The sequence below is a fragment of the Paracoccus pantotrophus genome, assembly GCF_008824185.1.
Lineage (GTDB): Bacteria > Pseudomonadota > Alphaproteobacteria > Rhodobacterales > Rhodobacteraceae > Paracoccus > Paracoccus pantotrophus.
Genome location: NZ_CP044426.1, coordinates 123,353 through 135,835, shown reverse-complemented (window position 1 = coordinate 135,835; position 12,483 = coordinate 123,353). Strand labels below are relative to the sequence as shown.

Genomic DNA, 12,483 nt, shown 5'->3' with positions numbered 1-12,483 from the left:
GGCGGCGTCAGTCCCTGCCGAGCGCGCGCAAGACGCGGTCGAGGCTTTCGCCCTGCCTGCTGGTATAGGGTGCGTCCTGCACCGCATTGTAATAGGCCGATGGGTCATAGGTCGGTATCCCCAGTTTCAGGTTTTCCACCGTCAACAGACCCATAGCAGCCAGAAGTTGATAATGTGCTAATTGCAGATTGGCCTCGGCCGAGATTTTGTTGGCCCGCGCCTCGAGCAGCAATTGCTCGGCATCCAGCACGTCCAGCGTCGTGCGCGCGCCCAGCGTCGCCTCTTCGCGCACGCCTTCGTAGGCCTGCTGCGCGGCGACGATCTGCTCGTCGATGGCACTGATCTGCGCCCTTGCCACGTCGATGCCTGCCCAGGACCGGCCGACCGCCTCATCGACCTGGCGCGACACCTGAAGCAGCCCGGCCCGCGCCTGGTCGCGCTGCGCCATGGCCTTGCGATGCGCCGAGGGCAGTCGGCCGCCGGAATAGATCGTCTGCGACAGGCTGAGCGAAGCGCCCAGCGTGTTGCGGGTCGATTCCTGCCCCTGGATCGACAATTCCTTCGACCGGCCGATGCTGGCCTGGCCGGTCAGCGTCGGATTGCGCGCGGCGGCAGCGGCAGCGACGCCCAGTTCGGCAGCGGCGGCCAGGCGCTGCGCCTGCAGGATCGCCGGATGGCTGCGCTGGCCGATCTGCCGCGCCGCCTCGAGCGAGGCGGGCAGCGCCGGCGTGGGCGGCGGCGGCGCCAACTGGCCCGGCGCCCGGCCGGTCGCGGCGCGATAGGCCTCGCGCGCGACCTCCAGATTGCCGCGTGCGGCCGCCAGGCTGGCACGCGCCGCGGCCAGGGCGGCATCGGCCTGCGACACGTCGGTCTGGGTGATCTCGCCCACCTCGAAACGATCCGAGGCGGCCTGCTGCTCCTGACCGATCACCCGCACGGAATTGGCTTGCAGATCAACCTGTTCGGTCGCGCTGCGCACGTCCAGATAGGCCTGGACCGCGCCCAGCAGCACGTCCTGTTCCACGCCGACCAGCGCGGCGCGGGTGGCCAGCACGGTCTCCTTGGCCGCGTCGATGGCGATAGCGTTGCGGCCCCAGTCGTAAAGCGTGATCTGGGCCTGCAGCCCGATGCCGGTCGAGCGGCCGATGGCCAGGCCGTTGATCTTCTGGAAACTGTGTTCGGCGATCCATTGCACGACCGGGCGCAGCTGGGCCAGGGCGGTGGCCGCGTCCTCGTCCGCGGCGCGCAGCACGGCGCGGTTCTGCTCCAGCAGCGCCGAGTGGCGATAGGCTGCGACCATGGCATCGGCCAGCGATTCGGCCCCGGCCGGGGCGGTCGTCGCGCCCGCAAGCAGGGCTGCGATCAGCGGAGGCCGCAGAGTTCTCAGCGTTTTGCGAAACATGCCATGGCCTTTCCTGTCGGAATCACAAGACAAAACCCCGCGGACGCGCAAAGCCCGGCAGCAGCGGGGCGACGGCATTGAAGGCAAAGCGCCAGTTCAACCGCCCGTCCAGCTTGTGGCCGATGCGGACGGTGCCCAGATTGCCCTCGCGGAACATGGCGACGATGCGGCCGCCCTCGCGCAGCTGTTCGGCCAGCGCCTGGGGCACCTGCTCGACCGCACCCTCGATCAGGATGGCGTCATAGGGGGCCTGGCCGGCGCAGCCCTCGGAAAGCGCGCCCTGGACCACGGCGACGTTGAACACGTCCTGCGCCGCCAGCCGGCTTTCCGCCTCGGCAGCCATCGCGGCGTCCTCTTCCAGCGCGACGACGGCCTCGGCGATGCGGGCCATGACGGCGGCGGAATAGCCGTAGCCGCAACCGACATCCAGCACCAGGTCGCCGTTTTGCAGGTTCAGCACATCCATCATCTTGCCCAGCGTCCGCGGCTCCAGCAGGACGCGGCCGGGGGCAAGGTCGATATTGTTGCCGGCATAGGCCACGTCCCGGCGCGATTCGGGGACGAACTGCTCGCGCGGGACGTTCAGCATCGCCTCGATGACGGGATAGCTGGTCACTTCGTTCGGACGCACCTGAGTGTCGACCATCATGGTGCGGCGCTGCGCGAAATCGGTCATGTATGCGAACCCTGCATTCGGTTGGCTTTACGCTCTCTTGCCATGAAAATCCGGTGCGGGCAACGGCGCCCGCATTCTTGCCGCGACTGCATTACCGTGGCAGGGTCGCGGGCATGAGCGAATATCTGTTCCCCCCGCCCCCGCCCGCCGCGCTGCCGGTTTCCGGCCAAGACGCGCGATTCCCGGCAAACCGCATTTTCTGCGTCGGGCGCAACTATGCCGCCCATGCCGCCGAGATGGGGGCCGAGGTCGACCGCGAGGCGCCGTTCTATTTCCTGAAATCCGCCCATGCGGTGCGGCAAAGTGGCGCGACCCTGCCCTATCCGCCCGGCACGCGCGACCTGCATCACGAAATCGAGCTGGTGGTGGCGATCGGCGCCCCCGCCTTCCGCATCGCGCCGGCGCGGGCGATGGCCGCGGTCTGGGGCTATGGCACGGGCCTCGACATGACGCGGCGGGACTTGCAAGCGCGGGCCAAGGACAAGCGCCATCCCTGGGATCTGGGCAAGAATTTCGAGGGGGCGGCCGTGTTCTCGGCGCTCACCCCGGCGCGGGACTTCACCCCGGCGAGGCAACGCATCCGGCTGGAGGTGAACGGCGCCCTGCGGCAGGATGCGCCGATTTCGGACATGGTCTGGTCCATCCCGGAACTGATCGCGGACCTGTCGCATTATTACCACCTCGCGCCGGGCGACCTGATCATGACCGGCACGCCCGCCGGGGTCGGCGCGGTTGCGGAAGGCGACCGGCTGGCCGGCGAGGTCGAGGGGCTGGAACCGGTCGAACTGACCATCGGTCCGGCGCAATAGCTCAGCCGGGCTCCTTCCATTCCAGCACCAGCTGGGTCTGGATCACCACGGCAGCAAGCTTGCCGTCGCCACGCAGGATATCGGTCTGCCAGATCATCGTGGTCCGGCCCAGGTGCAGCGGCCGGGGCCGGGCCTCGGCCACGTCGCCCAGGCGAATCGGGCGCAGGAAGTTCGTCTTGCTTTCCAGCGTCGTGGTGGCCGCGCCCTGGGGCAGGCGCAGATGAGTGGCGGTGCCGGCGGCATGATCGGCCAGGCTCATGATCGCGCCGCCATGCAGCACGCCGTTGCGATTGGTCAGGCTGCGCGTCACCGGCATGCGCAGCACCACCTCGTCGAGCGTGGCGGCGACCACCTGCATCTCCAGCGATTCGGAATAGGGCGAATGCGCCTCGATGGCGGCAGGATTCTGGTCGTCGGTCATCGCGGTCCCCGTTTTGCCCGCATCTTCCGCGGCCGGGGCGCCAGCGTCAATCGTCCGCCGGATCAGCAGGCCGGCGCCGGTTCGGGATGGCCGGCAAGATCAAGGCCCCGGGCGGTGGGCGGCTGCCAGGTCCGGCTGGCGTGATCCGCACCCGAAGGGTTGGTGCCGATCATCGACCCGCCGGTGCCGCCCGTCCAGCCGGTCGAGCCCGAGTTCTCGGGCGCCGTGCCGTCGGCCAAGGCGGTCTCGGGCGTCGCGGGTTCGGCCTGGGCTGCTGCGGGTGGGCATTCGCCCGCCGCGGCCTGGGCGGACTGCTGCGGCTGCTCCTCGGCGGCCGGTGCGGTCTGTGCCGAAAGCGGCGCGGCCAGGCAGGCCAGCGCCAGGCTCAGGGCCAGGGAACGGAACGGGGAAATCTGGGGCATGGGCTGCATCCTCCTGCGTCCCAACGTCCGCTGCAGCGCCGGGTTCCGCGCCGCCCGCCGCTTCTTCGTTCCCCAAATACCCAGGAATCCCGGCGCTATTCGACCAGGATGCCCGCGCCCCCCCGCTCGGCATGGCCGACGACGGCCGCCAGCGGGAAACCCGCGCCGCGGATGAAATCCAGCACCTCGCCGGCGGCCTCGGGCGCGCAGGCGACCAGGAGCCCGCCCGAGGTCTGCGGATCGGTCAGCAGCGCCCGCTGCCAGGGCGCCAGCCCCTCGGGCAGTTCGACCTCGGCGCCATAGGCGGCCCAGTTCCGGGTCGAGGCACCGGTGACGAATCCCGCCTCGGCCAGTTCCGCCGCCCGCGACAGCAGCGGCAGGTCGGCCAGCCGCAGCCGCAGCCGCAGCCCGGCGCCCCGCGCGATCTCCAGCCCGTGGCCCAGGATGCCGAAGCCGGTCACGTCGGTAATCGCATGCACATCGGCCCGCTTGGCCAGCTCGGCGCCGACCTTGTTCAGCGTGGTGGCCGAGCCGATCATCTCGGCGATCCCGGCCGCGTCCAGCGCGCCCTTCTTGATGGCGGCGGAATAGATGCCGACGCCCAGCCCCTTGGTCAGGATCAGCGCATCGCCCGGCCGCGCATCGGCATTGCGGCGCAGTTCGGACGGATGGCAGAGACCGATCACCGCCAGCCCGTAGATCGGCTCGGGCGCGTCGATGGAATGGCCGCCCGCCACCGGAATGCCGGCCTCATGGCAGATCTCGCGCCCGCCCTCCAGGATCTCGCGGATCTGTTCGGGGCCAGCTTGTCGATCGGCATGCCCAGGATGGCCAGCGCCATGATCGGCCGGCCGCCCATGGCATAGATGTCGGAAATCGCATTGGTCGCGGCGATGCGGCCGAAGGCGCGCGGATCGTCCACCATCGGCATGAAGAAATCCGTGGTGGCGATGACGCAGGTGTTGTCGTCGACCTGCCAGACCGCGGCATCGTCCGAGGTCTCGGTCCCGACCAGCAATTGCGGGAACGCCTGCGCCAGGGGCTGGTCGGCCAGCAATTCGCGCAGGACCGAGGGCGCCAGCTTGCAGCCGCAGCCGCCGCCATGCGCCAGCGAGGTCAGTCGGGGAAGGTCGTTCATGTCCGGGCTCTCCTGTCGGTCAGCCGGCGCACGGTAACGTAGAAGGCCGGGACCATGAAGATGCCAAGGAAGGTCGCCGCCATCATCCCGCCCATCACCCCGATGCCGATCGAGTTCTGCGCCGCCGCCCCCGCCCCGGTGGCGATGGCCAGCGGCAGCACCCCCAGGATAAAGGCCAGCGAGGTCATCAGGATCGGCCGCAGCCGCAGCCGCGCCGCCTCGACCGCCGCCGCGACGGTGGCGCGGCCGGATTGCTCCAGGTCGCGGGCGAATTCGACGATCAGGATGGCGTTCTTGGCCGCCAGGCCGATGGTGGTCAGGATGCCGACCTTGAAATAGACGTCATTGGCCTGGCCGAAGGTCAGCGCCGCCACCACTGCGCCCAGGACGCCGACCGGCACCGCCAGCATGACCGAGAACGGAACCGACCAGCTTTCGTAAAGCGCCGCCAGCGACAGGAACACCACCAGCGCCGACAGCGCGAAAAGCCAGGGCGCCTGGTTGCCCGATTGCCGCTCCTGATAGGAAAGCCCGGTCCAGGCCGTGCCATAGCCGCCGGGAAGCTGCGCCACCAGTTCCTCCATGGCCGCCATCGCCTCGCCCGAGCTGGCGCTGTCGCTCTGCTGGCCGGTGATCTCGATGGCGTCGATACTGTCCATGCGCGACAGGCTCGGCTCGACCGGCTCCCAGCGGGTGGTCATGAAGGCGGTAAAGGGCACCATCTCGCCATTGGCGTTGCGGGCATACCAGCTGTCCACGTCCTCGGGCTGCATGCGGTTGGCCGCCGCCCCCTGGACGATCACCGGCCGCAATTGCGCGCCCAGCGAGAAATCGTTCACCTCGGTCCCGGCGAAGATGGTCGAGAGCATGGCATTCACCCCTGACAGGCTGACGCCCAGGCTTTCCGCCTTTTGCTGGTCGATGTCGATCTTCAGCGCCGCCTCGGATTCGGTGCCGCTGCTTTCGACGCTTTGCAGGCGCGGATCCTCGGCCGCCGCCCGCTCCAGCGCCTCGGCGGCCTGGGTCAGCGCCTCGGTCCCACCGCCGGACTGGTCCAGCAGGAACATGCTGAAGCCGGCCGCATTGCCCAGCCGCGGAATCGCCGGCGGCTGCAGGAAGGTGATGCGTCCCGCCCGATGGTTCTGGAAGCGTGCATTGGCACGCGAGGCGACGGCGCTGGCCGAAAGCGCCGGATCCTTGCGCTGGTCGAAGTCGCGCAGCTTGACAAAGACCATGGCCCGGCTTTGCGAGGTGCCCGAAAAGCCGAAGCCCATGGCGACAAAGACCGAATCCACCGCCTCCCTTTCCTCGGTCAGCATGTATTGCTCGATCTCCTGCACCACGGCGGCGGTCTGCTGCGCGGTCGAGCCCTCGGTCAGGGTGATGCGCGATTGCAGCACGCCCTGGTCCTCGCCGGGGATGAAGGTGGTTTGCATGCGGCCGAACAGGTCGGTGGCGCCATAGCTGATCGCGGCCAGCAGCAGCATGACCAGGAACGGCCGGCGCAGGCTGCGGCGCACGGTGGCGGAATAGCCGCGCGTCACCCGCTCGAAGCCCGCATTGAACCAGCGGGCGGGGGCAAAGCGCGCCGGGCCGTGGCTTTGGCGCAGCAGGCTCGCGCACATCGCCGGGGTCAGGATCAGCGCCACCAGCAGGGACAGCACCATGGCGGTGATGATCGTGACCGAGAACTGGCGATAGATCACCCCGGTCGAGCCGGGCATGAAGCCCATGGGCAGGAACACCGCCGACAGGACCAGCGCGATGCCGACCAGCGCGCCGCTGATCTGGCCCATGCTCTTTTCCGTGGCCTCGACCGGGCCCAGCCCGTCCTCCTCCATCACCCGCTCGACGTTCTCGACCACGACGATGGCGTCGTCCACCAAAAGGCCGATGGCCAGCACCATGGCGAACATGGTCAGCGTATTGACCGAATATCCCAGCGCCGCCAGCATGCCGAAGGTGCCCAGCAGCACGACCGGAATGGCGATGATCGGGATCAGCGTCGCGCGCCAGTTCTGCAAGAACAGCAGGATCACCAGGAAGACCAGCCCGATGGCCTCGATCAGCGTGTGATAGACCTTCTCGATCGACAGTTCGACGAAGGGCGCGGTGTCATAGGCGATATGCACCTCGACCCCCTCGGGCAGGGCGTTCTTCAGCCCCTCCAGCGTGGCGCGCACCGCGCTGGCCGTCTCGACCGCGTTGGCGCCGGTGGCCAGGTTCACCGCGAAGCCCGAGGCGTTCATGCCGTTATAGCGCGAATCGCGGCCATAGCGGGTCTGGCCGATCTCGACCTCGGCCACGTCGCCCAGCCGCACGGTGGCGCCGTCCTCGCCGGTCTTCAGCAGGATGTTGCGGAAATCCTCGACCGAGGTCAGCTGGCTTTGCGCGGTGATGTTGGCGGTGAACTGCTGGCCCGCCACCACCGGCTGCTCGCCCAGCGCGCCGACCGAGACGGTGCTGTTCTGCTGCGCCACGGCGGTGGTCAGGTCGGTGGGGGTCAGCTGGAACTGCGCCAGCCGCAGCGGGTCCATCCAGATCCGCATGGCATAGCCCGAGCCAAAGACATTGACCCCGCCCACGCCCTCGGTGCGCTTGACCGGGCCCTCGACCACCTGCTCCAGCAGGTTGCCCAGCTCGATGGTGGAATGCTGCCCGGTGGTCGAGACCAGCGAGCCGACCATCAGGATCGACGAGGACGAGCGCGTGACCGACACGCCGTCGTTCTGCACCGGCGTCGGCAGCCGGCTTTCGACCGAGCGGACCTTGGACTGCACCTCGTTCAGCGCATCGACCGGGTCCACGCTGTCGTCGAAGACCATCTCGATCACGCTGCGCCCGGTCGAGGCCGTCGAGATGGTATAGAGCAGCCCGTCCAGCCCGGTCAGCGCATCCTCGATCGGCGTGGTGACCGAGTTCTGCACCGCCCGCGCCGTCGCCCCGGAATAGCTGGCGGTGATGCGGATCGTGGTCGGCGCGATGTCGGGATATTGCGAGACCGGCAGGCCGATCAGCGACCAGGTGCCGATCAGCATGGTCACGATGGCCAGCACCCAGGCAAAGACCGGGCGGTGAATGAAGAATTGCGCCATGTCCTAGCCTTCCCCGCGCTCATCGACCTCGCGCACGACGCCCTGGGCGTCGATGGTGACGGGGACGGTGGCGATTTCGGCGCCGGCGCGCAGGTTTTCCAGCCCGTCCACGATCAGCTGCTCGCCCGGATTGATGCCCTGGGTGACGATCCAGCTGTTGCGATAGCTGCCCTGTTCGCTCAGCGTGACCTGCTGCGCCTTGCCGTCGCGGGCGACAAAGGCGGTCAGCGTGCCGTCCGAGGCGCGACTGGTCGCGCGCTGCGGCACCAGCACGGCGCGGGTGGTGCCCAGCGTCAGCTGCACGCGCAGGAACTGGCCGGGCAGGATCATCCGGTCGGGATTGTCGAATTGCAGCCGGATCGGCACCGTGCCGGTGGTGGGCGAGACCGCGATGCCGGGGCTGACGATCCGCCCCTCGCCCTGGTATTCCTCGCCGGTCTCCAGGATCAGCTGCGTCGTTACCCCGCCGTTGACGACCAGCTGGCCGGCACTGATGCGCGCCCGGTTGCGCAGCATGCGGGCGCTGGATTCCGAGACATCGACATAGATCGGGTCGAGCTGGGTGATGGTGGTCAGCGATTCGGACTGGCTTGCCGTCACCAGATCCCCGACCGAGACCGCCGCCACATCCGCCACCCCGTCCAGCGGGCTCCTGATCTCGGTGCGCTGCAAGGCCAGCCGCGCCGCGTCCCGCGCGGCTTCGGCCGATTTCAGGTCGGCCTCGGCCTGTTTCAGCGCCACCTCGGCATTGGCCCGCTCCACGGCCGAGACGCCCGACCCCTCCAGCCGGCGATAGCGGGTGACGGTATTCTGCGCCTGGGTCAGGCTGGCCTCGGCCCCGGCCACCGCGGCCTCGGCAGCGGCCAGCGCCGCGGCCAGGGTCTCGGGGTCCAGCCGGAACAGCACGTCGCCGGCCTTGACCGGCCTGCCGGGATCATAGGCGATCTCCAGGACTTCCCCGCCGACCTGCGGCCGGATGCCGGTCTGCTGATAGGCGATGGCGCGGCCGGGCAGGGTGACAGTATAGGGCACGTCCTCCTCGGCAGTGGCCATCACCCCGACCTGGGTCGGACCTTGCGGTCCGCGCGCCCCCGGTCCCTGCTGCGCGAAAGCCGGGCCCGCCAGCAGGATCGCCAGCGCCGCCCATCTCATCATCCCCTGCCCAGAGGCCATCTGCCGTTCCTTGCGGTTTGGTGGTTGGCGCATTGTTTAGACGCCGAACCCCAATGGCAAGTAAACGGCCGGCTCATTCCCGATCACGGATTCGCCAGCAGGGTGGATTTCTCCGTTCTCCAAATACCCATGCGACCGGGCGGCCGGGCGCAGCGGATCAGAAATCGACGCAGATGCCCTTCTTTTCGTAATCGCCATAGCGCACCGGCTCGGGCCCGTCGCGCCCGCCCAGTTCGACCGGCAGCTCCAGCGGCTTTTGCTTGCGGCGGCGCTCCTCGGCCTCGGCCAGCGCGCGCTGGGCGGCGGGCGGCAGATCCTTGCGGTCGGTCATGGCGGTTTCCCCTGCTTCACGCTAGACCGGACCAATCTAGGCAAGGGGCAGGCTTTGGACAAGGCACAGGGCAAGACGGTCAGGGACGGGACCAGGGACGGGGCGCGCAAGGGCGCGCTGCGCCTGCTCGGCGCGGTGGACGAGGGCGCGACGCTGGACGAGGCGGCGGCGCTGACCGAGCGCCTGTCGCCGCCCGACCGCGCCCGCGCCCGCCGCCTGGCGCTGGAGGTGCTGCGCCGGGCGGACCGCGCCGACCTGCTGCTGGCGCCGCTGCTGGCCCGCCGGCCGCGGCCCGAGATCATGCGCATCCTGCGGCTGGCCACCGTCGAGATGCTGGCCCTGGGCGAGGCGCCGCATGGCGCGGTCAACGCCGCCGTGGCTCTGGCCCGCGCCTCGGGGCCAAAGGGACAGGCGGCGGCCGGCATGGTGAACGCGGTGCTGCGCAAGATCGCCGGCGCCGCCGAGGCCTGGGCGCGGCTCTCGCCGCAAAAGATGCCGCCCTGGCTGCGCGCCCCCATCGTCGCCGCCTGGGGCGAGGATATCGCCCGCGCCATCGAGGCCGCGCATGAGGCCGGCGCAGCCCTGGACCTGACGCCCAGGGACGCGGATTGTCCCGGAGAGGCGCTGCCGACCGGCTCGCACCGGCTGCCCGCCGCCGCGCAGGTCTCGGCCCTGCCCGGCTATGCCGAGGGGAACTGGTGGGTGCAGGACGCGGCCGCCGCGCTGGCGGTGCGGGTGCTCGATCCGCAGCCGGCCGAGGCGATCGCCGATCTTTGCGCCGCGCCCGGCGGCAAGACGCTGCAACTCGCCGCCGCCGGGGCCGAGGTCACGGCGCTGGACATCTCCGAGCCGCGCCTGGCCCGCGTGGCCGAGAACCTGGCCCGCTGCCGGCTTTCCGCCCGGCTGGTCGCGGCGGATGCGCTGGACTGGCACCCCGACCAGCCGCTGGACGCGGTGCTGCTGGATGCGCCCTGCTCGGCTACCGGCACCATCCGCCGCCATCCCGAGCTGCCGCGCATCCGCGACGGTGCCGGCCTTGCCGAACTGACCGGATTGCAGGCGCGGCTGATCGACCATGCACTCACGCTGCTCAAGCCCGGCGGGCGGCTGGTCTATGCCACCTGCTCGCTCCTGCCGGCCGAGGGCGAGGACCAGCTGGCCGCCGCCCTGGCCCGCCATCCCGGCCTGGCGGTCGAGCCGCCCCGCGCCACCGGCATCGAGCCGGGCTGGATCACGCCCGGAGGCGGCTTGCGGCTGCGCCCGGACCTGTGGCCGGAACGCGGCGGCATGGACGGGTTCTTCATCGCGCGCTTGCGGAAATCCGCCGAGCGGACCTAAGGTTGCGCCGTCCTAGTGAATGTTGCCCATGACCGATAGCACCGTCGCGCCCCGGGGATTCCTGCGCCGCCCCGAACCCAAGGCCATCGGCCATCCCGGCCGCGGCGAACAGATCGCCGCGGGTACCTTGCACCTGGGCGGCATCACGCTCTCGGGCGATTTCTTCGCCGCCGACCTGCCCGCCAGCGTCGCGGCCGAACTGGCCGGCTTCGGCTGGCTCGACGATCTTGCCGCCGTGGGCACGCCCCGTGCCCGCGCCATCGCCCAGGACCATGTGCTGCGCTGGCTGCGCCGGCATCGTCAGCCGCAGCCCGAGACGCCGGAATGGGCGCCCCAGGTCGCCGGGCGGCGGGTGCTGCGCTGGATCTTCCATGCCGGGATGATCCTGCCGGGCCTGGACCGCGACGGGGCCGAGCCCTATTTCCGCGCCCTCGACCAGCACCTGCTTCACCTGCGCGACAGATGGTTCGACAGCACCGACGGGCTGTGCCGGATCGAGGCGCTGGCGGGGCTCGCCATCGGCGCCATGTCGCTGCGCGACCGCCAGGCCCTGGCGCAGCCGGCGCTGATCGCCCTGGCCGAAGAGGCCGACGCCATGGGCGTCGCCACCCTGTCCGAGGCGCGCGCGCCCGAATCGCTGCTGGAGGCGATGGCGCTGCTGGTCTGGGCGCAGGAGGTCGCCGAAGAGGTGGGGCTGGACTGCCCGCCCGAGCTGCGCGCCATCATCGCCGAGATCGCGCCGATCCTGCGGGCGCTGCGCCATGCCGACGGCGCGCTGCCCAGCTTCCATGGCGGCGGGCGCGGCGCGGCCGGGCGGCTCGACCGCTGCCTGCGCGCGGCCGAAGGCCCCGCCCTGCCGGCCAGCGGGCTGGCCATGGGCTTTGCCCGCATGGCGCGGGCCCGCACCACGCTGATCCTGGATGCGGCGCCGCCGCCCGGCGGTCCGGCGGCGGTGCGCGCCCATGCCTCGACCCTGGCCTTCGAACTGACCGTGGCGCGCCAGCCCTTGATCGTGAATTGCGGCCCCGGCGACGGCTTCGGCCCGCTCTGGGCCAGGGCCAGCCGCGCCACGCCCTGCCATTCGGCGCTGTGCCTGGCCGGCCTGTCCTCGTCGCGGCTGAACCCGAACCGGCAGGAGGGCGAGCCCGACATCCTGACCGAGCGTCCCGACCTGGTCTGGGCCGGCGATTGCGACGCGCTGGGCAACCTGACCGCCCCGGATTGCGGCCCGGCGCATTCGCCGGAACCGGCGCATCTGCTGGCCGGCCATGACGGCTGGCTGGCCAGCCACGGGCTGACGCATCTGCGCGAGCTATGGCTCGACCCCGACGGCATGGGCCTCAAGGGCGAGGATTCGCTGGCGGCGCTGGATGCCAGCGCCCAGGCCCGGCTGGACCAGGTCCGTCCGGAGGAGGGACTGGCCTTCGACATCCGCTTCCACCTGCACCCCGAGGTCCAGGCCCGCCAGCAGGGGCAGGACATCCACCTGACCCTGCCGGGTGGCGAGGAATGGCTGTTCACCCATGACGGCGTGGGGCAGCTGCGGCTGGAGGCGTCCTGCCTGCTCGACCGCGCCCTGGCCGAGCCGCGCCCCTCGCGGCAGATGGTGATTTCCGCGCATCTGCTGGGCCGGGCGATCCAGATCGGCTGGACCTTGGCGCGTTCCGGGGGTAGGTGA

Annotated in this window: 10 protein-coding genes and 1 pseudogene; 3 read left to right on the top strand and 8 right to left on the bottom strand. The window is 70.4% G+C overall.

Annotation, left to right across the window (positions count from 1 at the left end; genetic code table 11):
* Positions 1-7 precede the first annotated feature (7 nt).
* Positions 8-1,402, bottom strand: a complete 1,395-nt coding sequence (locus ESD82_RS11070; protein ID WP_024844025.1) for a TolC family outer membrane protein — start codon at positions 1,400-1,402, stop codon at positions 8-10.
* A gap of 22 nt (positions 1,403-1,424) precedes the next feature.
* The gene (locus ESD82_RS11065) at positions 1,425-2,078 is read right to left on the bottom strand and encodes a protein-L-isoaspartate O-methyltransferase family protein (protein WP_024844026.1); all 654 of its coding nucleotides are present in this window, start codon (positions 2,076-2,078) and stop codon (positions 1,425-1,427) included.
* Between the two features lie 113 nt (positions 2,079-2,191).
* Here ESD82_RS11065 and ESD82_RS11060 point away from each other — a divergent pair, with 113 nt between their 5' ends.
* Positions 2,192-2,887 (top strand): fumarylacetoacetate hydrolase family protein, encoded by a 696-nt coding sequence (locus ESD82_RS11060; protein WP_028709771.1) that lies wholly within the window; start codon positions 2,192-2,194, stop codon positions 2,885-2,887.
* A 1-nt stretch (position 2,888) separates the two neighbouring features.
* On the opposite strand, the gene ESD82_RS11055 is transcribed toward ESD82_RS11060, so the two are convergent.
* From ESD82_RS11055 to ESD82_RS11030, 6 genes and pseudogenes are all read right to left on the bottom strand, one after another.
* Complete coding sequence (locus tag ESD82_RS11055) at positions 2,889-3,308, bottom strand: PaaI family thioesterase (RefSeq protein WP_024844028.1); 420 nt, start codon at positions 3,306-3,308, stop codon at positions 2,889-2,891.
* A gap of 62 nt (positions 3,309-3,370) precedes the next feature.
* The gene (locus ESD82_RS11050) at positions 3,371-3,730 is read right to left on the bottom strand and encodes a hypothetical protein (RefSeq protein WP_024844029.1); all 360 of its coding nucleotides are present in this window, start codon (positions 3,728-3,730) and stop codon (positions 3,371-3,373) included.
* A 95-nt stretch (positions 3,731-3,825) separates the two neighbouring features.
* Positions 3,826-4,868: pseudogene (gene selD / locus ESD82_RS11045) on the bottom strand (selenide, water dikinase SelD).
* The gene (locus ESD82_RS11040) at positions 4,865-7,963 is read right to left on the bottom strand and encodes an efflux RND transporter permease subunit (protein ID WP_024844031.1); all 3,099 of its coding nucleotides are present in this window, start codon (positions 7,961-7,963) and stop codon (positions 4,865-4,867) included. Before ESD82_RS11040 ends, selD begins: the two are co-directional and overlap by 4 nt.
* Positions 7,964-7,966: 3 nt before the next feature.
* The gene (locus tag ESD82_RS11035; protein ID WP_024844032.1) at positions 7,967-9,136 is read right to left on the bottom strand and encodes an efflux RND transporter periplasmic adaptor subunit; all 1,170 of its coding nucleotides are present in this window, start codon (positions 9,134-9,136) and stop codon (positions 7,967-7,969) included.
* A 157-nt stretch (positions 9,137-9,293) separates the two neighbouring features.
* On the bottom strand, positions 9,294-9,467 hold the full coding sequence (locus tag ESD82_RS11030; protein WP_036747342.1) for a DUF1674 domain-containing protein: 174 nt from the start codon (positions 9,465-9,467) through the stop codon (positions 9,294-9,296).
* A gap of 54 nt (positions 9,468-9,521) precedes the next feature.
* Between ESD82_RS11030 and ESD82_RS11025 the strand changes: the two genes are divergently transcribed.
* Together ESD82_RS11025 and ESD82_RS11020 are read left to right on the top strand one after the other, a co-directional pair.
* Positions 9,522-10,805 (top strand): RsmB/NOP family class I SAM-dependent RNA methyltransferase, encoded by a 1,284-nt coding sequence (locus ESD82_RS11025; protein WP_024844033.1) that lies wholly within the window; start codon positions 9,522-9,524, stop codon positions 10,803-10,805.
* Positions 10,806-10,833: 28 nt separating this feature from the next.
* Positions 10,834-12,483 (top strand): heparinase II/III family protein, encoded by a 1,650-nt coding sequence (locus ESD82_RS11020; protein ID WP_036764540.1) that lies wholly within the window; start codon positions 10,834-10,836, stop codon positions 12,481-12,483.

What these genes read in the sequence shown, in the direction of transcription:
- ESD82_RS11070 (WP_024844025.1), bottom strand. Translation starts at nt 1,402, where the DNA reads ATGTTTCGCAAAACGCTGAGAACTCTGCGGCCTCCGCTGATCGCAGCC.
- ESD82_RS11035 (WP_024844032.1), bottom strand. Translation starts at nt 9,136, where the DNA reads ATGGCCTCTGGGCAGGGGATGATGAGATGGGCGGCGCTGGCGATCCTG.
- ESD82_RS11050 (WP_024844029.1), bottom strand. Translation starts at nt 3,730, where the DNA reads ATGCCCCAGATTTCCCCGTTCCGTTCCCTGGCCCTGAGCCTGGCGCTG.
- ESD82_RS11055 (WP_024844028.1), bottom strand. Translation starts at nt 3,308, where the DNA reads ATGACCGACGACCAGAATCCTGCCGCCATCGAGGCGCATTCGCCCTAT.
- ESD82_RS11065 (WP_024844026.1), bottom strand. Translation starts at nt 2,078, where the DNA reads ATGACCGATTTCGCGCAGCGCCGCACCATGATGGTCGACACTCAGGTG.
- ESD82_RS11060 (WP_028709771.1), top strand. Translation starts at nt 2,192, where the DNA reads ATGAGCGAATATCTGTTCCCCCCGCCCCCGCCCGCCGCGCTGCCGGTT.
- ESD82_RS11020 (WP_036764540.1), top strand. Translation starts at nt 10,834, where the DNA reads ATGACCGATAGCACCGTCGCGCCCCGGGGATTCCTGCGCCGCCCCGAA.
- ESD82_RS11040 (WP_024844031.1), bottom strand. Translation starts at nt 7,963, where the DNA reads ATGGCGCAATTCTTCATTCACCGCCCGGTCTTTGCCTGGGTGCTGGCC.
- ESD82_RS11030 (WP_036747342.1), bottom strand. Translation starts at nt 9,467, where the DNA reads ATGACCGACCGCAAGGATCTGCCGCCCGCCGCCCAGCGCGCGCTGGCC.